The organism is Nocardia sp. NBC_01377 (assembly GCF_045040005.1).
Taxonomy (GTDB): Bacteria; Actinomycetota; Actinomycetes; order Mycobacteriales; family Mycobacteriaceae; genus Nocardia; species Nocardia noduli.
Window position 1 is genome coordinate 5,017,349 of the sequence record NZ_CP109566.1, and the last position, 22,317, is coordinate 5,039,665.

General features: G+C 67.4%; 19 protein-coding genes and 4 tRNA genes. 11 read left to right on the forward strand and 12 right to left on the reverse strand.

Going from position 1 to position 22,317, the window contains the following annotated elements:
- Positions 1–245 precede the first annotated feature (245 nt).
- Together OG225_RS22990 and OG225_RS22995 are read left to right on the forward strand one after the other, a co-directional pair.
- The gene (locus OG225_RS22990) at positions 246–683 is read left to right on the forward strand and encodes an ATP-binding protein (RefSeq protein WP_405177213.1); all 438 of its coding nucleotides are present in this window, start codon (positions 246–248) and stop codon (positions 681–683) included.
- A 329-nt stretch (positions 684–1,012) separates the two neighbouring features.
- Positions 1,013–1,180, forward strand: coding sequence for a hypothetical protein (locus OG225_RS22995; protein WP_405177214.1), 168 nt, complete (start codon positions 1,013–1,015; stop codon positions 1,178–1,180).
- A 1,131-nt stretch (positions 1,181–2,311) separates the two neighbouring features.
- Here OG225_RS22995 and OG225_RS23000 read toward each other — a convergent pair.
- From OG225_RS23000 to OG225_RS23015, 4 genes are all read right to left on the reverse strand, one after another.
- Positions 2,312–3,289 carry a WD40/YVTN/BNR-like repeat-containing protein gene (locus tag OG225_RS23000; protein WP_405177215.1) on the reverse strand — a complete coding sequence of 326 codons (978 nt, stop codon included), beginning with the start codon at positions 3,287–3,289 and terminating at the stop codon, positions 2,312–2,314.
- Between the two features lie 535 nt (positions 3,290–3,824).
- A tRNA-Val gene (locus OG225_RS23005) sits at positions 3,825–3,899 on the reverse strand.
- Position 3,900: 1 nt separating this feature from the next.
- Positions 3,901–3,971 (reverse strand) — tRNA-Cys (locus tag OG225_RS23010).
- Positions 3,972–4,018: 47 nt separating this feature from the next.
- Positions 4,019–4,091 (reverse strand) — tRNA-Gly (locus tag OG225_RS23015).
- A gap of 332 nt (positions 4,092–4,423) precedes the next feature.
- On the opposite strand from OG225_RS23015, the gene OG225_RS23020 reads away from it, so the two are divergent.
- Positions 4,424–4,495: transfer RNA gene (locus OG225_RS23020), tRNA-Val, on the forward strand.
- A gap of 297 nt (positions 4,496–4,792) precedes the next feature.
- Positions 4,793–5,992 (forward strand): sigma factor-like helix-turn-helix DNA-binding protein, encoded by a 1,200-nt coding sequence (locus OG225_RS23025; RefSeq protein WP_405177216.1) that lies wholly within the window; start codon positions 4,793–4,795, stop codon positions 5,990–5,992.
- Between the two features lie 53 nt (positions 5,993–6,045).
- Here OG225_RS23025 and OG225_RS23030 read toward each other — a convergent pair whose 3' ends face one another.
- Positions 6,046–6,957 carry a hypothetical protein gene (locus tag OG225_RS23030; RefSeq protein WP_405177217.1) on the reverse strand — a complete coding sequence of 304 codons (912 nt, stop codon included), beginning with the start codon at positions 6,955–6,957 and terminating at the stop codon, positions 6,046–6,048.
- A gap of 552 nt (positions 6,958–7,509) precedes the next feature.
- On the opposite strand from OG225_RS23030, the gene OG225_RS23035 reads away from it, so the two are divergent.
- On the forward strand, positions 7,510–8,634 hold the full coding sequence (locus tag OG225_RS23035; protein WP_405177218.1) for a hypothetical protein: 1,125 nt from the start codon (positions 7,510–7,512) through the stop codon (positions 8,632–8,634).
- A 10-nt stretch (positions 8,635–8,644) separates the two neighbouring features.
- On the opposite strand, the gene OG225_RS23040 is transcribed toward OG225_RS23035, so the two are convergent.
- Together OG225_RS23040 and OG225_RS23045 are read right to left on the reverse strand one after the other, a co-directional pair.
- The gene (locus tag OG225_RS23040; protein ID WP_405177219.1) at positions 8,645–9,571 is read right to left on the reverse strand and encodes a LysR family transcriptional regulator; all 927 of its coding nucleotides are present in this window, start codon (positions 9,569–9,571) and stop codon (positions 8,645–8,647) included.
- 250 nt (positions 9,572–9,821) lie between these two features.
- A complete protein-coding gene (locus OG225_RS23045; RefSeq protein WP_405177220.1) occupies positions 9,822–11,513 on the reverse strand; it encodes a flavin-containing monooxygenase in 1,692 nt (563 codons plus the stop codon).
- A gap of 45 nt (positions 11,514–11,558) precedes the next feature.
- On the opposite strand from OG225_RS23045, the gene OG225_RS23050 reads away from it, so the two are divergent.
- Together OG225_RS23050 and OG225_RS23055 are read left to right on the forward strand one after the other, a co-directional pair.
- Positions 11,559–12,791, forward strand: coding sequence for an MFS transporter (locus tag OG225_RS23050; protein WP_405177221.1), 1,233 nt, complete (start codon positions 11,559–11,561; stop codon positions 12,789–12,791).
- Positions 12,788–13,327 (forward strand): GNAT family N-acetyltransferase, encoded by a 540-nt coding sequence (locus OG225_RS23055; RefSeq protein ID WP_405177222.1) that lies wholly within the window; start codon positions 12,788–12,790, stop codon positions 13,325–13,327. The genes OG225_RS23050 and OG225_RS23055 overlap by 4 nt, the downstream gene beginning before the upstream one ends.
- Before the next feature lie 27 nt (positions 13,328–13,354).
- Here the strand turns inward: OG225_RS23055 and OG225_RS23060 are convergent, their stop codons facing one another.
- Entirely contained in the window at positions 13,355–14,155 is an 801-nt protein-coding gene (locus OG225_RS23060) for a tyrosine-protein phosphatase (RefSeq protein ID WP_405177223.1), read from the reverse strand.
- Between the two features lie 58 nt (positions 14,156–14,213).
- Entirely contained in the window at positions 14,214–15,233 is a 1,020-nt protein-coding gene (zapE, locus tag OG225_RS23065; protein ID WP_405177224.1) for a cell division protein ZapE, read from the reverse strand.
- Positions 15,234–15,268: 35 nt separating this feature from the next.
- On the opposite strand from zapE, the gene OG225_RS23070 reads away from it, so the two are divergent.
- The 4 genes from OG225_RS23070 (at position 15,269) to msrB (ending at position 19,535) form a co-directional block, all read left to right on the forward strand.
- Complete coding sequence (locus OG225_RS23070) at positions 15,269–16,030, forward strand: pyrimidine reductase family protein (protein WP_405177225.1); 762 nt, start codon at positions 15,269–15,271, stop codon at positions 16,028–16,030.
- Positions 16,031–16,110: 80 nt separating this feature from the next.
- Positions 16,111–17,664 carry an alpha/beta hydrolase gene (locus OG225_RS23075; protein WP_405177226.1) on the forward strand — a complete coding sequence of 518 codons (1,554 nt, stop codon included), beginning with the start codon at positions 16,111–16,113 and terminating at the stop codon, positions 17,662–17,664.
- A gap of 60 nt (positions 17,665–17,724) precedes the next feature.
- On the forward strand, positions 17,725–19,095 hold the full coding sequence (locus OG225_RS23080) for a glycosyltransferase family 87 protein (RefSeq protein ID WP_405177227.1): 1,371 nt from the start codon (positions 17,725–17,727) through the stop codon (positions 19,093–19,095).
- A complete protein-coding gene (gene msrB, locus OG225_RS23085; protein ID WP_216907101.1) occupies positions 19,092–19,535 on the forward strand; it encodes a peptide-methionine (R)-S-oxide reductase MsrB in 444 nt (147 codons plus the stop codon). The genes OG225_RS23080 and msrB overlap by 4 nt, the downstream gene beginning before the upstream one ends.
- 89 nt (positions 19,536–19,624) lie before the next feature.
- Here msrB and hemQ read toward each other — a convergent pair whose 3' ends face one another.
- The 3 genes from hemQ to OG225_RS23100 all read right to left on the reverse strand — a co-directional run bounded on the left by hemQ (position 19,625) and on the right by OG225_RS23100 (position 22,093).
- A complete protein-coding gene (hemQ, locus tag OG225_RS23090; protein ID WP_405177228.1) occupies positions 19,625–20,320 on the reverse strand; it encodes a hydrogen peroxide-dependent heme synthase in 696 nt (231 codons plus the stop codon).
- 67 nt (positions 20,321–20,387) lie between these two features.
- The gene (locus OG225_RS23095) at positions 20,388–21,623 is read right to left on the reverse strand and encodes a globin domain-containing protein (protein WP_405177229.1); all 1,236 of its coding nucleotides are present in this window, start codon (positions 21,621–21,623) and stop codon (positions 20,388–20,390) included.
- Positions 21,620–22,093: an RrF2 family transcriptional regulator gene (locus OG225_RS23100; protein ID WP_405177230.1), complete on the reverse strand. Its 474-nt coding sequence runs from the start codon at positions 22,091–22,093 to the stop codon at positions 21,620–21,622. The genes OG225_RS23095 and OG225_RS23100 overlap by 4 nt, the downstream gene beginning before the upstream one ends.
- Positions 22,094–22,317 lie beyond the last annotated feature (224 nt).

The window sequence follows — 22,317 nt, forward strand, 5'->3', positions numbered from 1 at the left end:
TCCACCTGCTCGATCGACCGCAGGCTGTCGTACGGTTCTCATCGTGCGATGTGGATATCGCGGTGCCGCACGGGTCGGGTCCTGGACAACGGACCTCGCGAGGAAGGACCATATGCTGGATCTGGGTGTCGACCGGACACGGCGCGAGGTATCGGTTGTTTCACACTTCTCGATCACGGGTGTACACGCGCCGATCCGGGGTAGGTCGCCGGTGGAGGAGATGACCTCGATACCGAAGGAACACCATGGGTGACGCCCAGAACGTGGCACGACCCCTGATCAGCGAATTCCCCGCCGCCGTCGAGGAGTTGTCGGCGGCACGACACCGGCTACGAGACTGGCTCACCCCCCACGTACCCGACCCCGGGCACCTCTACGACCTGCTGCTCGCCGCCGACGAGGCGTGCGCGAACGCCGTCGAGCACGGTCACAACGGGGACGGCGGCGTGATCCGCCTGAGCGCCGCCATCGAAGGTGACGCGATCCGGATCACCGTCACCGACCATGGGCGGTGGGTGCCGCGGGAGGATGGGCCGGACGCTGTGCGTGGTCTGCCCGATTCGCAGCGGGGGCGTGGGCTGGCGCTGATGCGTGCGCTGGCTCCCGATACTCGGCTCACGGTTTCCGAGGCGGGTACCACTGTCGAATTCACCGTTCCCTTGGATCCACGGCGCGACAGCTGAAGGTGGTATCCGTCGTAGCCCGATCATCGGATCGATGACGGGGCTTCCTCGTTGAGGGCACTTATCCGGGCTGAATGTCCAATTCCGTTCGCCCGGTGTCAATCTGGCCGACCATGCACCCTGCCATTCCCGGCGGGCACTCTTCGTCCGTCCAAGGTCAGGGGCACGACCCAGCCGCAGCATCACGGATACCCGCGATGCTCGCCGTGCGATCGGCCTCGCTGAGCCCGACCCATTCCGGCGTATAGGGCAGATTCGAAATCGTTTCCTCGGCAGACTGTTTCGTCAACTCGGCGCTGACCTCACGCAGGGTGTTCAGGAACGGCAGAATGTCGTTGCAGGTCTGGGTTCGCAGCGCCGAATTCGAGATTCTCGCAGGTGGAGCGGCCGATGCCATGGTCGTCAGTGCCGAGCCACCGCTACTCGCGCTGGTGATGGGCGCACTGTCGGTGATGGTCGTCGCGGTTTCGGTTTCGCTCTCACACCCACGATCGTGAGAACGGCGCCAACAGCGATCGCCGCGACAATAGTCCGCATATGAATCCCCTCGCCGAATGGCCGAAACGCTACCGGCCGCCGAGGTTGTCGCGGAGGAAATCGGGCTCCGCGCACCGAGCCGACGCGCCCGCGGCTAGAACCGACAGAAAGTGAGCACTTCGCCATGTAAGGACCGCTCACAGCCCGTTCTCCCTCGCCAACTGCCGGAATTACTCTCGGCTCATCCCGGTCCGCCGCGCGAGGTCGGCCTGCACTCACCGCTTCCCGGTATGGAGCATCTCGAGCATGACCTCTTTGAGTCGGGCATCCGCCTGCTCGCGTGTCGCCATCATCGACTGCCTGATGCCACCCCGCACACACCATAGATCCGCAACAACACCACCGCCGTCGAAGCCGCGAGACAGCACACCCGACACGATTTTCCACGCTCTGCGACCAAAGCGACACCGGATTCAAATACCCCAACTCCCGAGACTACAAGTGCCTCCCTCAGACGGGGCTCGGGCCTGACCTTCCGGAATCCGACAAAACCACAGGTCACGATGACCGACCAACGGTCTTATCGCCTATCCAGGGAAAGAGACCACAAGTTCGCAGCCCTTCTGCAGCAGGCAGGGCCCGAGCTGACGAGTTGCGTCTCCGCTCGTCTGTCCGCTCAGAGCTTCGGACTCATGTTGAAGACGACGACCTCAATGCACTTCGCCGCACCAGCCTCGGAATCATCGTCGGGATCCTGATCGGGATACCCTCCTGATGCGGGGCATCCTCGCCGGATCCACCATCGGAGGTCTCGTCGGTATGGCCATCGCGCTGATTGTGCCCCTGCCGGGCGCACCTGCCTCGGATGACGTGATGACGAAATTGATTCGCTGCCAACAGGGTACGAGCCCCACGGCGGACAGTCCCGACGGCGGCCGCGTCTGTGTGGGTCAGGCCGGGAACGCGACCGGGGACCAGGATCTGCCTGCGTCGCGAGTCATCAGCAGTCGATATTCGAAACGCGCCGGGGTGACTCGGTCGCTGGGGAACGACCTGGCCTCCAGGGCGAACCTTTGGAGCGGCGTGGTCATCGCGGTGTCGTCGTAGGTCACAGTGGATTCGCCGACGCAGGCGGGAGTATAGGTGGTTCGCTAGGTCAGGCCGTCATCATCGGAGACGAGGATGGCATTGGCCGCGTCGGTGGGGCACTCGTGGGAGAGGCCGGTCGCCATCGTCGGCCCCTTCGGGGCGACGCCGAGCAACGCTACGCGCCTGCCGGGAATCGGACCGTGGTCGGTGAAGGTCAGGCCCGCGTCCTCGGATCGGTAGAGGCGGCTCTCACCCGCAGGGTCGTCGATATTCGTACGGCATACCGCCACCAGGGTTCGATCCGACAGCGCCGTCAGATCGGTGAGCTGGTTGTCCTCTGCCAGGCACGGCGGAGACCAGTTCGACCAGGCACCGTCGAGCAGTCGGGCACCACCGGCCACGAACGGGATGGTCGGGCTACTCGGTTGGCGAAGGTACCGGTCGCGGTAGTAGGCCAGCCAGGCGGCAGAACCGTGACCGGTCATCGTGACGTACGGCGACCGTCCTCCCGTGCCCGCACCGAGCGGATAGGTGGCTTCCGAGACATCGGAGTCGACCTCGGCCGTGACCAGCGTGAGTCTGTTACTCGCGGCGGCCGCCAACATCACCCTCGAACCGTCCGAAACCATTGCCGCCGGCTGTACTCCGGTGCCCGACAGCGGGAGTTGCGCTTGCCAGCTCGTTCCACCGTCGGGTGACCGCCACACCCGGTCGGCGGCGAACAGCCACCCGTTACGACTGTCGGTGAAATAGATTCGTGGCCACCAGCTTCCGGATACTTCCGGCAATCCGGATACCGAGACGGACTGCCAGCTGCGGCCTCCGTCGGCGGTATGCCGGATCGCCGGACACGAAGCCGTGGAACACGGTTCGACCTGCCCGAGAACCCAACCTTCCTCGGCCGAAGCGAAGGTCGCCGAGCGCGGTTCGAAACCTTGCGGCCCATCCATCGAAGGCGCGCAACCCGCGGTGAACGACACCAGCGCGGACGCGCAACCCACGATCATCCCGGTCCGCAACCAGCGCAGCATCTTCCCCACCCATCGCTATGTCAGGCGACCAGCGTAGATCGCGCCGACCGCGATGCGGGACTCCGGCGGTCATGTGATGTGGGCGCCGAAGAACAGGACGGCGGCCGTCTCCGCGCGAACCCGCGGCGCTCCGTACTGCTGATGCTCGTTCGCGTAGGCGACTGCCAGGTCGATTTTCCAGCAATGCCTCGGTCGGTCCGGCAGATGCTGCCAGCGCCACCGTCGGGGCCTTCCGATGCGACAACCATACTCGAACATATGTTCTATTGACAACAAGCATCCGAGCCGCAACCGTTACTAGTCGCGGGTTTCGATTCGCAGCACATGGCGCGGACTCGACCGGTCGACGGGCTTCGCCTCGCTGCCATGAGCATGATGAATCCCGCACTGCCGTAGGCATCGATGACGGGCGCACCCAATCGGCGGTGTCGATGATGAATTCGTCGGTGTCGGCGCTCGGGCCGCCCTTGCGTGCACACAGCCTCAACGCAAAAGAGGCACCTTTCGAGTTTCCTCGAAAAGTGCCTCTTACCTGCTACTACGGTGGTGCGCGATACTGGGATTGAACCAGTGACCTCTTCCGTGTCAGGGAAGCGCTCTCCCGCTGAGCTAATCGCGCGAGGTGGAGACGGGAATCGAACCCGTGTGCACGGCTTTGCAGGCCGTTGCCTCACCACTCGGCCACTCCACCGTGCGAAGGGGAAAGGCTGTTCCAACTGCTAAAAGCCCTACCTCTCGAGCGGATGACGGGATTCGAACCCGCGACCCTCACCTTGGCAAGGTGATGCGCTACCAGCTGCGCTACATCCGCATTTCGCGATCCCCGGGGGCTCATTTCGGCCTCCGTGGTGCGAGACAGAACATTAGCGGACGCTCGGTGAAAGGTACAAATCTGCTGGTAGAACGGGTGGAAACCAGCGTGTTACGGGTGAGGTCGCAGTGACGGCTGCGGCCGATGCGGTCCAATCCGAGTTCCGAGGCGGTGATATCGCCACGCGAGAACTCCTCCGCCGAGTGTCCGGTCGACGCGCGTGCCTCACCGCGAACGCCGCCCAGGGTGGCGATTTGGTGCCTGACCGGTAGTGCGTGCTAATGTTCCAACTCGTTCGGAGCGCCTCGGGCGCACCGGAACTACAACGGTACGGTCCCATAGCTCAGCGGGAGAGCGTCCGCCTCACACGCGGAAGGTCGCTGGTTCGAAACCAGCTGGGACCACTTCGAAAGCCTTCGGTCTTGCAGATCGGAGGCCTTTTTCATGTGTCGGCCTGGCTTGCTGCCGGAGCTCGGGGAAGCAGATGGGCGCGGTGCGCGATGATCAGCGGCCGAAAACCGGTGTCACCGTCCAGCCACCAGGTTGCTTTCCCACCTGCCGTTCGCTGCGGAAGTGCACTCCGCCGTGTCCACAGGCTGTTGCGCGACCGTGGTTCACCCTTCGACCTCCCGGTCCTTGTCGGTGGCCGGGGTTAGTCTGACCCGCGCAGGTGGTTGTCGTGGGCGAGACAGGGGTGTGGTGTGACGGCGAGTCGGGACGCGGTGGAGCCGGAACTGCTCGACGACGTCGCGGGGGATATCTCGTTCGAGCTCGAGGAGATCAACGAGCTGTTGGCGGAGTTGATCGAGTGGCAGGGTGAGCGGCGGCGCAGGGATGCCGAGATCGTCGCGTTGCGGTTGGGGGTTTCCGGGGAGCGGCCGGAGACGTTGGCGCGGATCGGGGCGCGGTTCGATCTGGCGCGGGATCGGGTCAGGCAGTTGCATACGCGGGCCGTGGGGCAGTTGCTGCGTGACGCGCAGGCGACGGGGCATCGCGCGGCGGGGGTTTTCGCGGCGCGGTATCCGTTGGACGCGCGGGATCAGGGGTTGGTGCGCGCGCTGTTGATCGAAACGTATGCCACCGATACCGATCTGGCGGCGAACGAATTGTCGTATCTGAAATTGCGGTTGGCGGGGCACGCTCCCGAGGACGCGAAACGTGTCGCGGGGTATGTCATGCAGCGAATAATGGCGTGGCAGAAGAAGACCGGGCGGCGGCTGGCCAAATTGCACGAGACCGAATCCACGGGGGCGCTGGGTTCGTGGTTGTCGCAGGTGGAATGGCCCGCCTCGGGGGTGGCCGCGGTGCTTCCGACTCGTTCGGCGCGCACCGTGGACGGTGACGACGACGCACGGGGGCGTTTCTATCTGGGCAAGGTCGGCCGGGAGGTGGCCTTCGATTCCGCGCTCGAGGCCAGGCTGTTCCAGGAGCTGACCGCGAGTGAGGTGGTCGAGACCTTCCAGGAGGAGCCGGGCGCGGTCGAGTACGAGATCGACGGCGTGCGCCGGGTGGGCTATCCGAGTGTGGTGGTCCGGTTGCGTGACGGGCGGGTCGTCCTGGTCGACGTGCAGCCGCTCGGGCATGTCGGTTTCCACGTCCACCGGGTCAGGTCCGCGGCGGCGCGGCAGTACGCGCACGCGAACGGCTGGGGATGGCTGATCTGGACGGGTAGTCGCACGGGGATCGCGGACCTGCTCGGCCGGAAGGTCGACGCGGGCGTCGAGAATCGGGTGCGCGAGCTGCTGGACAGCGGACCGGTGTTCTGGTCGACGGTGCGGCCGGTGCTGGCCGAAACCGGTATGGAGCTCACCGATTTCATCGCGCTCGTGCTGCGCAACGACTGGCGGTGGGATCGGGCGCCGTTCCGGCTGCGGGCCGCGGGCGAGCCGCGCGCGGTATAGACCATCCCCGACCGAGTCGATACCGCGCGGCGGTCACCGGAGCCGTCGCCGGCTCATTTCACCACCATCGCCCCCGCGACGAAGGTGACGATCAACAGCATCGAACAACAGGTGATGAGCTGCCAGTGACTGATGGTTTGCTGCAAATTGGCGATGGTGGCGCGCAAACTGGTGTCGATTCGATTGTGGTCGGCGAGTTTGCGGTTGACCTCGGCCAGTGAATCGGCCCTGGTCTGCATGTCTATTTCGGCGCGCTCGAGCCGGGTGGTCAGTTTCATGACCTGTTTCTGCTTGTCCCGCACGGATTTACGGGACAGCGCGAGCGCGGTGCGCTGGTTGACGAGTTCCTGGCGCTGCCGGGCGATGACCGCCGCCTGTGTCCTCGTGTGATGCTCCCAGTCCGCCACTGTCGCCCAACCTCCCGTCATCTCGTCGCGATAGCCCCAGGCGATATCGCCCGTCACCCAGCCCCTGATGAACTCGCGCAGTTCGAACGGCGTGCGGCGCGGCACCGCCAGGGCGGTATTCGCCGCGTCGAGCATGCCGATCTCGGCGAGGTAGTCGCAGGCGGGCGGCGCGAAATCGGCGATGCCCAAGGCGGGTACGTGTGCCACCCAGTATCCGGGCTGACACAGCCACAGCACGCCGTCGCAGCCCGCTTCCCGCAGTCGGGCCGTATGTTCTTGTGCGAGAGCGCGATCGAGTGGGCCGCCGCGCACTTCGATCGCGTACTTCCGGTCGCCGACGCGCCAGAGGATGTCGACCCGGTGGATGCCGACACGCTGGTCGACTTCGGCGGTATCGGCTCCGAAGGCCACGAGCCTGCCGCACAACCAATATTTGAGCCGTTGGATATCCCATTGCGCGGCGGCGCATCCGGAGCAGTGGCAGCTGTAGCGCGAGCGCGCGCCGGTGGCGCCGGGCTGCTCGGCGTCGACCTCCCCCATCCCCAGTTCGGCGAGCATCGTACGACGACCACAAGCTTCGACCGCTCGCTGTTGCGTACTCACGCGTCACACCCCTAGCCCATACCACCGCCGGTCTCGCGACCTACTCCATAGATCAAGAGTGCGCTCATCTTCGCACTGCCGCCAGCCCCCTTTACCCCGCGTTCGCGCGCGCCACATCGGCCACGACCACCCTCCACCAGGTGGTGCGCCCTGCATCACAGGGGGTTTCGCAGCGACATGCGAGAGGATCACCACAGATTTTCCGGTGTATTGACCTTTGCGGCCAATCCCGAGGACACGGCTCCGCTGTCCGCGCGACCGATCCGCCTCACCAGCGCGTACCCAACCCCGATCTTCGAACCCGACACGAGCCCGCTTACCCTGGTGTGTACCTCGCGCGGGTACGCACTCGCGCGGGGATACGCGAAAGCCTGTGCGACAGCCGACGGATCCGAGCATCGGGGACCGGGGCCGTCGCGGAACTCTCACCCCGCGCATCGACCTACCGACGGATAGAATCGGCCGGCCACGGCGGAGTTCCTGGCATCGACGGGGAAGAAGGTACGGATGGAGCACGGCCAGCGTGGCGCCGAGTCGATCGGCGCGATCTTGTCCGGCATCGCGGAGATTCTGCGCGAGGTCAGCGACAAGCTGGATGCTGTGGCGGCCAAGGTGGAAGAAGACCGTCCCGACGACGGCGCGCTGGCCACCCGGCTGGCGAAGCTGGAAGCGTGGGCCTTCCGTACCGAGCAGGACGTCGCCGGCCTCGGAACCCGGGTCGAGACCATCGAATCGGGGACGGTCGCCGCCGACGCCCCCGTCGGCAACGTTCCCCGGCCGCAGCCCGCCGCCGCACGCGCCGACAGCTCGCCTCGTCCGCAGCCCGGCAGTCGGGCCGAACGGCGTGAGCTGGCGGCCCGCGCCGAGCAGGAACCCGCGATCGAACGTCCCGCGCGCGCCGAAGGGCAGCTCCCCGTACGCGGTGAGGGCCAGCTCCCGGTCCGCGGCGACCAACAACTCCCGGTGCGCGGTGAGAGCCAACCGTCGGTCCGCGTCGAGCACGACCTGCCGACCAGGGATAAACCGGCCGCGCGTGAACGTCTCCTACCCCGCGCTGCGGCGAGCCGCGGCGAACGCACCGAGGCGACGGTGAATTCCCACACCGATATTCCGGATCCGGCGCCGGCGCGGTCGGCGTCGATCGAGGTGAACGGTGAGCGGCGCATCCCGCCGGTGCCCGCCGAATTGCACGACTGGGTCGATCCGATCCCCGCGCCGGTCACGCCGACCGAGCCGACCCCGCGCAGCACGACCCCGCACAGCACGACTCAGGCACCGAGCGTCACACCGGCCGCCGAACGTACCGATTCGTTCACCCCGCGCTACGAACCCGTTCCGGTCGACGCCTCGGCGTCCAACGGTCAGCACGTGGCGGACTACACCGTGCACAGCGACCGCCTCGAGATCGCCACCAGCAGTAACGGCCGACTCGAGCCGCCGACGCTCAACGGGCACGCGAGTTCCTCGATGACGGTGGCCCACGCGGACAGCGAGACCAACGGGTCGCACCGCTCGATCATCGAGGAAACCGGTCACGTCGACAAATTGCAGGCGATGCTCGACGAACTCAAACGTAATCCGCACGGCCCCTTCGGCAAGCCGATCGGCAGCCCCGGCGAAATGCCCGCGTAGCGGGCCTGGTTCACCGACGCCGACGTCGCCCGCCCCGATCCGCGGGCGGGGCGAGAACCGTGCGGATCAGTTCACGCAGCCAGCGGTGCCCGCTGTCGGCGGTATTGCGCGGATGCCAGGCCAGCGACACCGTGACTTCCGGTAGCGGCAGCGGTATTTCGAATGTGCGCAGGTCCAGGGCCGCCACGGCGGACGCGCCGAGGTGGGCGGGGGCGGGACAGACCGATACTCCGGAGCGGACGGCCAGCAGCGCCGACGCGAGGTCTGGAACCGTGGCGACCACGCGTCTGGTGCGTCCGTGCAGGGCCAGCCGGTCGTCGATGGGGCCGTTGGCGCGACCGAGGCGCGAGATCGCGAGATGGGCGGCGGCGGCGTAGCGGGCGACCGTGACCCGCTCGGAGACGAGCGGATGACCGGGCGCGGCGACGCCGACCACTCGATCGCCGAAGAGCCTCTGCACGGTGGTCTCCGGGTCGGTGCGGTCGATGGTCCCGACTTCGATGTCGACGCGGCCGTCGCGCAGCGCGGCGGTGTCCTCGGGGGCGTCGGGGCGGAAATGCAGGGTGACGCCGGGGGCTTGGGCCCGGACGGCGGACAGCAGCGGTGCGATGAGTTCGGTGCCGACGGTGTCGCCCGCGCGGATCGCGAAGGATCGCTTCAACCCCGCCGGATCGAGACCGCCGCGGGGACGCAGCAAATCCCGGCCCTGGCCGACGAGGGTGTTGACCTCGTACCGCAATTCGAGGGCGCGCGGGGTCGGCACGAGGCTGCGTCCGGCGCGGACGAGCAGCGGATCGTCGAGCACCCTGCGCAGTCGCGCGAGAGTCCGACTCATGGCGGGAGCGGAAGTGTTCAGCCGTTCCGCCGCCTTGGTCACGCTGTTCGTCTCCAGCAGCGCATCCAGTGCCACCAGCAGGTTCATGTCCAACGTGTCCATTGCTGGATTATCACCAATGGAATGATCGGCGACCAAAATCGCAACGCCGATAATCCGCGCGTAGAGTGCGCGGTCAGGGCCGGGCCGATGCGAAACCGCTGATCACCGTATGGAGACCGACCGCGCGGCGGTCGCGGACGGCGACCGCGCATACACCGGATTCGACGGCCGGGTTAATTGTCGGCAATCCCGCGAGTCCGAATCGCCGACCAGCATTCCGACGCTCGATCCCGACGCACCACGGCGTCGGTCAGCTCAGGTCGGCGCGGCTCCGCTGTGGTTCCCGCTGCGGTTCGACCGTCGCCGGCCCCGACGGCGCGGCGTGGCTCTTCGCGCCGAGACCGCGGTAGGACGCGGGCTTGACGGGACGGACCCACTGCGCCAGCCGCGTTCGCAGCGGTAGTCGGTACTTCAGGTCGCGCAGCAGTTCGTCGATGTCGTGCAGGGCGAACGGGGTGATCGCGGTGCCGTGGGCGTGATGGCCGCCGGTGCCCGCGTCCATCCACCGCAGTCGCTCGTCGACCTCGGCGATCATGTCCTCGTGCGTGGGCAGCGTCAGTCGCCCCTGCAACAGTGCGGCGGTCCAGTGCGCCGCGACCTCGGCGTTCAGCTGGCTCAGGACCGAGGAGTTGTAGCCCGCGAAACTCAGATTCGGCACCTCCACCGGCAGGATGTGGCGATGGAGACGGAAATTGCCGTCCTCGTCGGTGAGCCTGCGCTGCACGTAGGGGGTGAGGAAGGGCACGCGCTGCTGGAAACCCGTCGCGCACAGCACGACATCGGCCTGCACGCGCTGTCCGTCGGACAGGTCGACCGCGGGCCCGGCCTTGGTGCTGAGCATCTCGGTGACGGTGGTGTCGCGGTGCACGATGATCCGCCCGTCGCGGACCTGTTCGTAGAACCCCTCGGTGGTGAGGCCGACGGTGCTCTGCGCGATCTCCTCGAACCGCCCCGACGGGACCAGGTCGAGTTCGCGCAGCAGCATCTTCTTCGTCGCCAGTTCACGCATGACGTCGAAATTGCTGTCGCGGAACGAACGGCCTTTGCCGTGTAGGAAGCGTTCGAAACGGTTCAGGCGGTGGTAGCGGAAGTGCGCCTCCCCCAACCTGGTCAGCGACAGACGCTCGTAATCCAGGCCGAGTCCGGGTTTGCGCGGCATCTTCCACATCAACCGGCGGGCCACGACCCTGGTCGATGCCGCCACGTGGCTCACGGCCTCGGCCACGTCGCAGGCGGATTTGCCGTAGCCGACGACCAGCACGGTCTTGCCTCGCACGGATTCGAGATCGTGGAACTGCGAGGTGTGCAACAGTTGACCGCCACCGACCTGGTACAGGTCGTCGCCCCGGAAATCGGGGATCGATGGCTCACTGAACACGCCGTTGGCGACGACCAGGTGGTCGCAGGACGCGCGATGGATACCGGTGTGGTCGCGGATCTCGAGCAACCAGCCGCTGTCCACCGGATCGGCGGCGACGACCTCGGTGCCGAGGCGGAGGCTGTCACCGAGACCGAAGTGGTGGACGTAGCCCTCCAGGTAGGCCTGCATCTGCGCGCCGTCGGGTACGTCCGGATAGTCCTCGGGCATCGGGAAATCCGAGTAACGGTAGGTGCGCTTGGTGTTCTGGGCCCGCAGACCCGGATAGCGGCGTGTGGCACTCCACACGCCGCCTACATCGGGTGCCTTGTCGAACACCTCGATCGGAAAACCTTCCCGACTCAAGACCTTCGCGTAGGCCAGGCCCGCAATACCCGCACCTACGATCGCGATGCGGTTCCCGCTCGTCATGGGCACCGAGATTACCCGCCCGCAGGCGACGGCAAAGCCCGCGTGCCTGATTTGCTCGAATCCGGCGGCGTCGAGCCCGGTGAACAGCCGCCGATCGGGCGGTGTGACCACCGAGCGAGCCCGGCCCGCGAGGACCATCGTGATGTTGCGCACCCGCGTCCGATCGCGTGGCGGTAGGCCCGCCGCTACCCTCCTTTGATGAGTTCGATCGCACCCGACCTGCGCCGAGCCCGGATCGCGGACTCCTTCGCCTTCGGGATGCAGGGGTTCTTCTTCGCCGTGGTGCTCAGCCACCTGCCCCAGCAGCAGGAGAAGTTCGGGCTGTCGGACGGGACCATCGCCGCGGGCGTGCTGTTGGCCTCGCAGCTCGCGGGCGGCGGCAGCCTGGCCGCCGAGAAATTCGCGGCACGTTGGTCGAGCCGGACCGCGCTGCGCCTCGGGCTGGCGCTGATCACGGTGACCGGCTGCGCCATCGCGTTCGCGCCGAATACCGCGGCACTGCTCGCGACGCTCGGTTGCTACGGCATCGCGCTCGGCGTCGCCGACGCGAGCACGAATATGCAGGCGGTATTCATCCAGCACGGTTACGGCACCTTCATCCTCGCGTCGTTCTACGCCGCGTGGAGCGCCGGATCGATCGGCGGCGCGCTGTTCGTCGCCGCGACCGAGGCACTGGAGGTCACGCTGCGGGTGTCGCTGCTCCTCGCGGCGGCGCTGGTGCTGGTGGTCGGGCTGGTCGTCGGGCCGCGTCTGCTCGGACGCGCCGCGGCCGAGGCCGCGCCCGCCGAAACGCGCGCGGCCGCAGGGCAGGCCGCCGACGCGGGAACTGTCTCCTCGCGCACGTTTCTCACGCTCGGACTCGCCGTCGCGCTGGTGTTCGCGATCGACCTCACCGTCGGCAGTTGGTCCGCGCTGTATCTGACCGACGAACTGCTCGCGAGTTCGGCCACCGCGGCGTTGGCGCTGGCCGCGTATCAGGGCGCGTCGCTGCTGGCCAGGCTCACCGGCGATATCTGGGTGCGCCGTCTCGGGCCTCGGCGCGTGGTGCGCTGGGTGGCCGTCCTCGGGGTGAGCGGTATGGCGGTGGTGGTGGCCGCGCCCGGCCCGGTGCTCGCGATCGCGGGATTCCTGGTCGCCGGATTCGGTATCGGCGTCGTCGCCCCGCTGTGTTTCAGCGAGGCGGGACGGCTCGCGAGCGGCACGGCGCTCGACGCGATCGTCGCGCGGCTCAATCTGTTCAACTACGCGGGAACCCTGGTCGCCGGGCTGGTCGCCGGCGGTATCACCGCGGCGCTGACCTACCGGGTCGGCTTCGTGGTACCGCTGATCTGCGCGGCGGCGTTGCTCTTGCTGACCAAGACCTTCCAGTCCCGAGCCGAACCGGGCAGCTGTCCCGGATCGACGCGCGGACATGCTGTACTGGACACATGAGCAAGACCTCCGTCACCGTCGACCGGGCCGGACTGTGGGACGCCGAAGCCCTCAGTGACGTTGCCGCCGCGACTTTTCCGCTCGCGTGCCCACCCGGAACCACACCGGACGACATCGAGATCTTCCTCGATGAGGTGCTGTCGGGGGAACGTTTCGGCGAATACCTGACCGACCCGACGCGGACCGTGCTCAAGGCCGTCGCGGACGGTGTCATCGTCGGCTACGCGATGCTGCACGCGGACGATCCGGAGGACCCCGATGTCGCGAAGGCGGTGGATCTGCGCCCGACGGTCGAGATCTCGAAGCTGTACGTGCTCCCCGGCCACCACGGCAGCGGTGTCGCCACGGCTCTGATCGAGGCCGCCCTCGATCGGGCCCGCGAGGACGGCGCGAAAGGCGTGTGGCTGGGCGTCAACCAGGAGAACGTCCGTGCCCAGCGTTTCTACGCCAAGCACGGATTCGAACGTATCGCGACCAAGACCTTCCCGGTCGGCAATCAATTCCACGACGATTACGTGATGCGCCTGATCTTCTGAGGCCCGCGACCGTGTCCGGTATCCGGATCAGGCCAGCATCTTGGCTTTCAGAGCGGCGACGTCGGCATCGGTGAGTTTCAGGCCGTCGCGGACGTAGCTGTCGAAACCGCCGTAGGTCTGGTTCACCTGCTCGAAGGCCGCGTCGAGCCAGGCGGGCTGCACACCGTTGAGCGGATCGGATTCGTCGGCGCCGCGGTACTCGTTGGACAGCAGGTAGTCCTGGCGCACGGTGTCGCGGTCGACGCCGAGGATGGTCAGCAATACCGCCGAGGTCCAGCCGGTGCGATCCTTGCCCGCGGTGCAGTGGTAGAGCACGGCGCCGTCGCGGGTGTCGATGATGTCGCGCAGCACCGAGGCGAACGCCGCGTTGGCGCCCGGCGCGGTGATGAAGGCGCCGTACAGGTCGCCGCCGCCGGTCAGGGTGGTGATCAAGGTCTGCGGCGGGGCCTGGCCGATGACGTCGTCCCAGTGTTCGGTGACGCCCGCGGGCACGCGATCCGGTCCGGCGGCGCGCTCGAATCCGGTGCGCAGATCGGCGACGACCCGCAGGTCGCGGTCGGAGAGCACCGCGAGGTCGGCGGGGGTGGCGTTGTTCAGCTGGCCGGTGCGATAGACCAGGCCGGTGCGCACCCATTTGCCGTCGGTGGTGCGGTAACCGCCCGCGTCACGCGCGTTCTGCACGCCGGTGAGGCCGAGGGCCCGGTCGAAGGCCGTGTCGGAGGCAGGCGCGGCCGTCGCGGCGGGGGCGATGGCGACCACGGGACCGAATGCGAGCGCGAGTCCGGCGGCAGCGGCGACGGACGCGCGGATGAGGTGATGTTCGGCCACGGTGGTTGGCTCCCTTCGTCGTCCCCCGGTACTTCCGATCATGACATCGGCCCCGAGGTCACGCGGTGGCGGCCTCGAAGCGCGAGAGCGCGAGCAGGCGTGAGATGGCGCGCAGGTACTTCTTGCGGTATCCGCCGTCGAGCATCTCCTGGGAGAAGATCTGATCCAGTTTGGCGCCGGACACGGTGACCGGGACGCTGGCGTCGTAGAGCCGGTCCGCCAGCACGACGACGCGCAACGCGACGGCCTGATCATCGACCGGATGCACCCCGTCGATGTACACCGCCGACACCCCGGAGATCAGCGCGCCGAACTTCGACGGGTGCAGGGTGCTCAGATGTTTGAGCAGCGCGTCGAAATCGTCGAGGGTGGACCCCGGTGTGGCCGAGGCCCGTTCGGCCAGCAGTTCGAACGAGGTCGGCTCGGGGGCGGGCGGCAGATCGCGGTGGCGGTAGTCGGGGCCGTCGACGCGCACGGCGGCGAAGATCGCGCCGAGTTTCTTGATCTCGCGCATGAAGTCCTGTGCGGCGAAACGGCCTTCGCCCAGCTGGCCGGGCAGGGTGTTGGAGGTGGCCGCGATCGAGACCCCGCGCGCGGACAGTTCGGTCAGCAACCGCGACACCAGCATGGTGTCGCCCGGATCGTCGAGTTCGAATTCGTCGATGCACAGCACGCTGTTGGCGGCCAGCCGATCGACGGCGTTGTTGAAGCCGAGCGCGCCGACCAGGTTGGTGAGTTCGCCGAAGGTGCCGAAGGATCTGGGCGCGGGTGCGCTGTGGAAGATCGAGGCGAGCAGATGGGTCTTGCCGACGCCGAAGCCGCCGTCCAGGTACAGCCCGGCGCCGTCGATCTGCTTCTTCTTGCCGAAGAGGTTCTTCTTGTTCGCCGCGTGATGGATTTTGGCGACCTGTTTCGCGAACTCCTCGGCTTTGCCCACGGCCGCGGCCTGGCTCGGTTCGCCGGGATCCGGAATGTAGGAGGCGAAACTGACCTCGTCGAACATGGGAGGCGGCACCATCTGGGCGACGAGTTGATCCGCCGGAACCTCGGGGTGGCGATCGACGAGACGTTCTTGCATGGACGAAGCCTAGTGACGTGGTGTGATGTTGTTTCATGCAGCGTATCCACAATGCGACCCAGCTCACAGCCTCGAACGCCGACGATCTGGCTGAGCTGTACGCCTACCCGTCCGCACTCGACGCCCCCTGGGTCCGAGCGAATTTCGTCTCCAGCATCGACGGGGCCGCTACCAGCGGCGACCTGTCCGCGGGACTGGGCACGCCTGCTGACAAGACCGTCTTCATGTTGTTGCGCGACCTCGCCGACGTGGTCCTGGTCGGCGCGGGCACGGCGCGGGCCGAGAACTACGGCGGCGCCAAGACCAATGCCGATCGCAGGCGCGCGCTACGCGCGAAGGGTCTCGGCGGTCATGGCGACGGCACGCCGCCGCCGATCGCCGTCGTCACCGCGAGCGCGTCCCTCGATCCGGAATGCCGTCTGTTCACCGATACCACCGTCGCACCGCTGATCATCACGACCGCGACCGCGCCCGCGGAGAGTAAGCGACGACTGGTGGACGCGGGTGCGGACGTGGTGGAAGCGGGGGGTGTCGCGGTGACGCCACGGGCTCTGCTCGCCGCGCTGGCCGAACGGGGCCTGTACCGGGTGTTGTGCGAGGGCGGTCCGCATCTGTTCGGCGAATTGCTGGAGGCCGACGCGGTCGACGAGTTGTGCCACACCACCGCTCCCCTGTTGGTCGGCGGCGCGGCTCGGCGAATCTCACTGTCCGCGCACGAGTTCCGACGCCCCGTGGAACTCCGGCACACACTGGTCGACGACGACGGCACCATTCTGACCCGCTGGGTCAGGCGCTGACGACCACGCGGGCGGTCTCCGGGCGGCACATCGGCGACCGCTGTGTGAAACAGCGGGCCGAACCTGGCAGGCTGTAGCGCATGCGCTGGACTCGAGCCGCCGTCATGGCATCGGCACTCTCGATCATGATCGCCGGTTGCGGTGCTGGCCCGTCCGACCGTCCCGACGTCGCGGTCGAGCGCCCCGGGGTCGCGAGTAACCCGACGACGTCCGCCGCCGCCGCGCCGCCACCGATGGCCGAGGTCCCCAAAACCGATCTGAGCTGGCGCGACTGCACCGCGCCCACCCTGAATCTGCTCGGACTCGGTCCCGCGCCCTCGGGTCTGGTCCTCGATTGCGCCGAATACTCGACCCCGATCGACGCCTCGGGCAGCGTCCTCGGCAGTTTCCGCACCGGCGCGATGCGCGCGCGGCTGGCGCAGACGCCGACCGACGTGCCGCCGCTCGTGTTGACCTCGGGCACCGACCGCTCCTCCACCGCGACGCTGGCGGGTCTCGCGGTGGGCGGTCCGGCGCTGTTGAGCGACCGTCCGATCGTCGCGGTGGACCGACGCGGCCTCGGCAGCTCGCAGCCGATCGACTGCCTGCCCGCCGAAATCCGGCGCGGGCTGGCCGACAACGGACAGTTCGGGCCGGGAGCGGCCGATCAGGTGGGGGCGGTGTCGGAGTTCAGCCAGGACGGCACCATCGCGTGCCGGGACTTCCTGCAACCCTACGAGGGCACCTTCGACGCGACCCACGCCGCCGACGACATCGAACAGTTGCGCAAACAGTGGCAGGTGGAGCGCATCGACCTGCTCGGCTCCGGGAACGGGGCGAAGGTCGCGCTCAGCTATGCCCGCAAATTCGGTGACCACCTCGCCAAACTGGTCCTCGACTCCCCCGAACCCGTCGGCACCGACGCCGTCACCAAGGAAGAACAGCGACTCCAGGGCGCCGAGGCGGCCCTGAGCGGTTTCGCGCAGCGGTGCGTCGGGCTCAGCTGTTCGCTCGGCGCCGATCCGCGTGCCGCCGTCGCCGATCTGGTCGTGCGAGCGGGTAACGGCGGGCTCGGCGACATTTCGGCGAACGCCCTCCTCACCACGATCACCGGATTCCTCGGCGCACCGCGGGCCGACCAGGCGAGCCGGGTCACCGAACTGGCCGACGCGCTCTCGGCGGCCGGGCGCGGCGACCGCGGCGCACTGTCGACGCTGATGCTGCGGGAATCGGCCGCCACCGCCAGCGACGGCCAATTCGTCAACCGGTGTACCGACACCCAGCAACCCCCGACCCCGTCCAAGGCCACGGAACTGCGCACCACCTGGGGACAGAAGTATCCGGTCTTCGGCGCGGCGGCCGCCGTCGCGCTCATGGACTGCTCGGCCTGGCCGGTCTCGGCCGCGCCGCCCCTGCCGACGAAACTGAATATCCCCGTGCTGGTCATGGCCGGTATCGCCGATCCGGTGGTCGGCAACGGCGGCACCGCGTCGGTGACCGGCGCGCTGGGCGCGGCGGGCGCTCAGCACGCGACCGTGACCTGGCAGGGCTGGGGCCATCCGGTCTTCACCCATTCCGGCTGCGCCCAGCGCGCACTGCTCGACTATCTGAAAACCGCGAAGCTGCCCGCCGACGCGACGGCGTGTCCGGCCTGACCCGATCACCCCGTTTCGCACGCTCGAAGCGGTCCCGGCAACCTATCCGCCACGGTTCCGGTGTACCGTGCCCCAGTGTTACTTCGACAGATCGAGCCGCGCACCGCTCGTACCACCGCCGAGGTGATCAAGTTCGCATTGTGGCCGATCGCGGTCATGACCGTGCTGAACCGGGTCTTCATCAAGGCTGTCAACGGATTCGTCACCGATGACTACGCACCCGTGTACAACGCGTCGAAGGCCTTTCTCAACGGCCTCCCGGTGTACACGGCGAATTTCGACTCTGTCGATCCGCACTACCTGTACCCACCGGGCGGAACCCTGCTGATCGCGCCGATCGCGATCATCGATCCGGAGAAGTCGCGGTGGTGTTTCATCCTGCTCAACGTGCTGGCGATCCTGCTCGCCTGGTATCTGTTGCTGCGACTGTTCAAGTACACGGTGAATTCGGTAGCGGCCCCCGCGCTGCTGCTGGCGATGTTCATGTCGGAAACCGTCACCAACACGCTGGTCTTCGCGAATGTCAACGGCTGCATCCTGCTGGCCGAACTGCTGTTCATCCACCTGATGCTCAAACGCCGTGATCTGTGGGCGGGCGCGGTACTCGGTCTGAGTATCACGGTGAAACCCACACTCGCCCCGTTGATCTTGATCGCCGCCGCGAGGGGGCAGTGGAAGGTGTTCATCGGCGCGATCGGCGTGCCCGTGGTGACGACGGCGATCGCCTGGCCGCTGATCAAGGACACCGATCATTTCTTCACCAGGACCGTGCCCTACCTCCTGGAGACCAGGGACTACTTCAACAGCGCCATCGCGGGCAATGCGGCCTACTACGGGCTGCCCGACTGGCTGACCTGGAGTATCCGTCTGACCATGGCGGTACTGGTCGCCCTCTCGCTGTGGCTGCTGTACCGCTACTACCGCCACGACGAGGTGTTCTTCGTGACGACCTCGTCGGGCGTGCTGCTGACCGCGTGGTTCCTCCTGCCCGGACTGGGCCAGATGTACTACTCGATGATGCTGTTCCCGCTGCTGATGACGGTGGTGCTGCGCAATTCGCTGGTGCGCAACTGGCCCGCCTGGCTCGCGGTGTTCGGATTCATGTCCTACGACAAATGGCTGTCGGATCGCTGGCAGGGCATCGGTCGCAACCTGGAGTACCTGCGCATCACCTTCGGCTGGACGCTGCTGCTGCTGGTGATCTTCTGCGTACTGGGCGACCGCTATCTCGCCGCACGCCGGGAGGGACGCCTGTCCACCGGGATCCTCGATCCGGCGTGGATGCGCGACGCGCCGGATTCCCGCGATCAGGAGTCCGCCGCGACCGCGCTCACCCCCGATTCCGCGCCCGAACCGGCCGTGGCGGAGACGCCGAGGCCGCGCAACGGGGCGGCACCCGCTGCGGAGAAACGTATTAGCGTGGAGCCATGAGTGCCGACGCCGATACGTCACTGCCCGCCCCCAGAATCCAGCTGACGCCCCAGGAGTGGAAGGTCAAGCTCAACCCCGAGGAGTTCGCGGTTCTGCGACAGGCCGCGACCGAACGTCCCTTCATCGGTGAGTACACCGACACCAAGACCGAGGGCGTGTACGAATGTCGCGCCTGCGGGGCCGAACTGTTCCGCAGCACCGAGAAATTCGATTCGCATTGCGGCTGGCCGTCGTTCTTCGACCCGGCGAAATCGGAGGCGGTGATCCTGCGCCCCGACGACAGTCTCGGCACGCACCGGGTCGAGGTGCTGTGCGCCGACTGCCACAGCCACCTCGGCCACGTGTTCGAGGGCGAGGGGTACAACACGCCCACCGACAAGCGCTACTGCATCAACTCGATCGCACTGCGGCTGCACCCCGCGGACACCGCAGCGCGGTGAGAACGGGCTGCGCGCTCAGCGCAGCGTATTGGTCACCGAAATCGCACGCATGCCCCGATTTGCCGGGGCATGCGCTCGCCGGGCCGCGATCAGGGCAGTGCGGCGATGAGCTTGTCCAGTTCCACCCGGGGGCCGGTGTAGAAGGGGATCTCCTCCCGCACGTGCAAGCGGGCCTCGGTGGCGCGCAGATCGCGCATGAGGTCGACGATGCGATGCAGTTCCGGCGCTTCGAAGGCGAGGATCCACTCGTAGTCGCCGAGCGCGAACGAACTCACCGTATTGGCGCGCACGTCCGGGTAGCCCCGTGCCGCTTTCCCGTGATCGGCGAGCATCTTGCGCCGCTGCTCGTCGGGCAGCAGGTACCACTCGTAGGACCGCACGAACGGGTACACGCAGATGTAGTTGCCCGCCTCCTCGCCCGCGAGGAAGGCCGGGACGTGGCTCTTGTTGAATTCGGCGGGACGGTGCAGCGCCACATTGCTCCACACGGGAGTGCTGGCGCGGCCGAGTTCGGTCGTGCGACGGAAATCGGCGTAGGCGGCCTGGAGATCCTCCACGCGCTCGGCGTGGGTCCAGATCATGAAATCGGCGTCGGCGCGCATACCGGCGATGTCGTAGACGCCGCGGACGACCACGTCACCGTCGGCGAGGCCGTCGAAGAACGCCCGCGCGTCCGCGACGGCTTTGGCCCGATCCTCGCCGAGTACACCGGGGTTGACTCGGAACACCGAGAACATCAGGTATCGGATGGTGGAGTTGAGTGCCTGGTAATCGAGTCGCGCCATGATTCCTATCGTGCCACTGGGCGTGGAACCGGTGTCGGGGCGGGCCGTTCACGCGTGCGCACCCCGATCACCCGACCGAGGCCGGGCAGGCGCTCGCGCGCAGATCGGTCGGGGTGAACTGTTCGATGTGCACCCGGTGTTCCGGGATCGCGGCGGCATGCAACTGCGCGCGCAGGGTCGCGAGGAAATCCGGTGCGCCGCAGAGGTAGATATCGGCGTCGGCGGGCAGGTCGAGTACCGACAGGTCCAGCGGCGCGATGCCACCGTGGTCGTCGCGGTACCGGAGGTCGAGGGTCGCGTCCGGGATCAGGGCGCAGAGTTCGCGCAGCCGCGCACCGAGCGGATGTGTCCGCGGGTTCCGGTCCGCGTGGACGACGAGCACCCGCCGTCGCGGCGTGCGCGCGGCGAGGTGTTCGAGGATGCCGATCATCGGGGTGATACCGATACCGGCGGATACCAGGACCAGCGGTGTCGTCGCGTCGGGGTCGACGGTCAGGTCGCCGAAGGGCAGGCTGATCTCCAGGGTGTCGCCTACCTCGACCCTCTCGTGCAACCACGAGGAGACCTCACCCGCCGGGCGATCGGCCGAGGCGGCGACCCGTTTCACCGCGAAGACGAAACGACCGTCGCCCGGAGTGCCGACCAGGCTGTACTGGCGTAGTTGGCGGGCGCCGTCGGGTAGTCGGACCGCGACCGACAAGTATTGTCCGGGAAGGAATTCCGGCAGTATGGAGCCATCGGTGGCCTCGACGGTGAATACCACGACGCCCGGGACGTCGTCGGCACGCGAGATGACCGTCACCTCGCGGAAGACCGCACCGGGTTCGACGCCGGATCGCGCGTAGAGGCCCCGCTCCAACGCGATCAGCGTGTGCGCCATCGACCAGTACACGGCGTCCCAGGCGGCGGCGACCCGCTCGGTCACCACCTCGGCGCCGAGCACGGCGACGATGGCGGCGAAGAGATTGTCGTGGACGACGACGTACTGGTCCGCGGTGATGCCGAGGGACGCGTGCTTGTGCGCGATCCGCCCGAGCATCCCGGACGGACGCGGTGCCTGCGGATCGACCAGGTGGGTCGCGAACTGCGCGATCGAGGCGGCCAGCGCGCGGGGCTGGGTGCCTTCGGCCTGGTTGCCCCGGTTGAACAACTCGCGGATCAATTCCGGATGGTTGTCGAAGAGCGTGCGATAGAAGACCTCGGTGATCTCGTCGATATGCGCGGCGACCAGCGGCAGCGTGGCGCGTACGACGTCGAGGTCGTCGGCTGTCGGTTCGGTTTCGCGGGGGATCGCGATGGTCATCGTGGGTCCTCTCCTGGCGCGGAATCGCGCGACGACGGGGTGGCGAGCAGACGCAGCAATCCGGCCGTCGGCGCGTTGACGAGATCGGCGAGGGTGTACCGGTCGAGTTCGCGATAGAACGCTTCCTCGGCGTCGGCCAGCACCCGGCGCAATCGGCACGCCCCGACCAGCGGGCACGGATGATCGCCTTCGCAGACCACCACCGGCCGGTCGTTCTCCAATTCCCGGATGAGCGCGCCGACCGAGACCGTACGACCGGCGGGGGTGATGAACAGCCCGCCGTTGCGTCCCCGCTGCGCCTCGACGAGTCCGAGATCGACCAGCCTGGCCACCGCTTTCGCCACATGATGTTCGGAGACGGCGACCTGTCTGGCGATCAGTCTCGTCGTCACCCTGCCGTCGGACTCGTCGCTCACCGCCAACCGCATGATGGCCCTGAGGCCGATATCGGTGAACCGGGAGAGCTGCATGAAGCCGACGGTACCGGCACTGATCAGCGCGGACACTGTCGCGCGGCCGTGTGCTCAATTACTCCGACGCGTGCGGATTTTCAGGCTGCGGAGATGATCGCTCGGCCGACCCCGATATGATGTGCGCCACAATCTCCTGGGCCGATGGACCGCACGGCAGCCCGGGCGAGGACAGCGACGGAGGACGGGCGGTGGCCCGACTCGCTCACCCGGACGGTACCGAA

Coding starts and splice junctions, on each gene's coding strand:
- OG225_RS23035 (WP_405177218.1), top strand. CDS start 7,510: ATGGAGCACGGCCAGCGTGGCGCCGAGTCGATCGGCGCGATCTTGTCC.
- OG225_RS22995 (WP_405177214.1), top strand. CDS start 1,013: ATGTCGTTGCAGGTCTGGGTTCGCAGCGCCGAATTCGAGATTCTCGCA.
- OG225_RS23100 (WP_405177230.1), bottom strand. CDS start 22,093: ATGCAGCTCTCCCGGTTCACCGATATCGGCCTCAGGGCCATCATGCGG.
- OG225_RS23030 (WP_405177217.1), bottom strand. CDS start 6,957: ATGCTCGCCGAACTGGGGATGGGGGAGGTCGACGCCGAGCAGCCCGGC.
- OG225_RS22990 (WP_405177213.1), top strand. CDS start 246: ATGGGTGACGCCCAGAACGTGGCACGACCCCTGATCAGCGAATTCCCC.
- OG225_RS23070 (WP_405177225.1), top strand. CDS start 15,269: ATGCAGCGTATCCACAATGCGACCCAGCTCACAGCCTCGAACGCCGAC.
- OG225_RS23040 (WP_405177219.1), bottom strand. CDS start 9,571: ATGGACACGTTGGACATGAACCTGCTGGTGGCACTGGATGCGCTGCTG.
- OG225_RS23075 (WP_405177226.1), top strand. CDS start 16,111: ATGCGCTGGACTCGAGCCGCCGTCATGGCATCGGCACTCTCGATCATG.
- zapE (WP_405177224.1), bottom strand. CDS start 15,233: ATGCAAGAACGTCTCGTCGATCGCCACCCCGAGGTTCCGGCGGATCAA.
- OG225_RS23050 (WP_405177221.1), top strand. CDS start 11,559: ATGAGTTCGATCGCACCCGACCTGCGCCGAGCCCGGATCGCGGACTCC.
- hemQ (WP_405177228.1), bottom strand. CDS start 20,320: ATGGCGCGACTCGATTACCAGGCACTCAACTCCACCATCCGATACCTG.
- msrB (WP_216907101.1), top strand. CDS start 19,092: ATGAGTGCCGACGCCGATACGTCACTGCCCGCCCCCAGAATCCAGCTG.
- OG225_RS23095 (WP_405177229.1), bottom strand. CDS start 21,623: ATGACCATCGCGATCCCCCGCGAAACCGAACCGACAGCCGACGACCTC.
- OG225_RS23055 (WP_405177222.1), top strand. CDS start 12,788: ATGAGCAAGACCTCCGTCACCGTCGACCGGGCCGGACTGTGGGACGCC.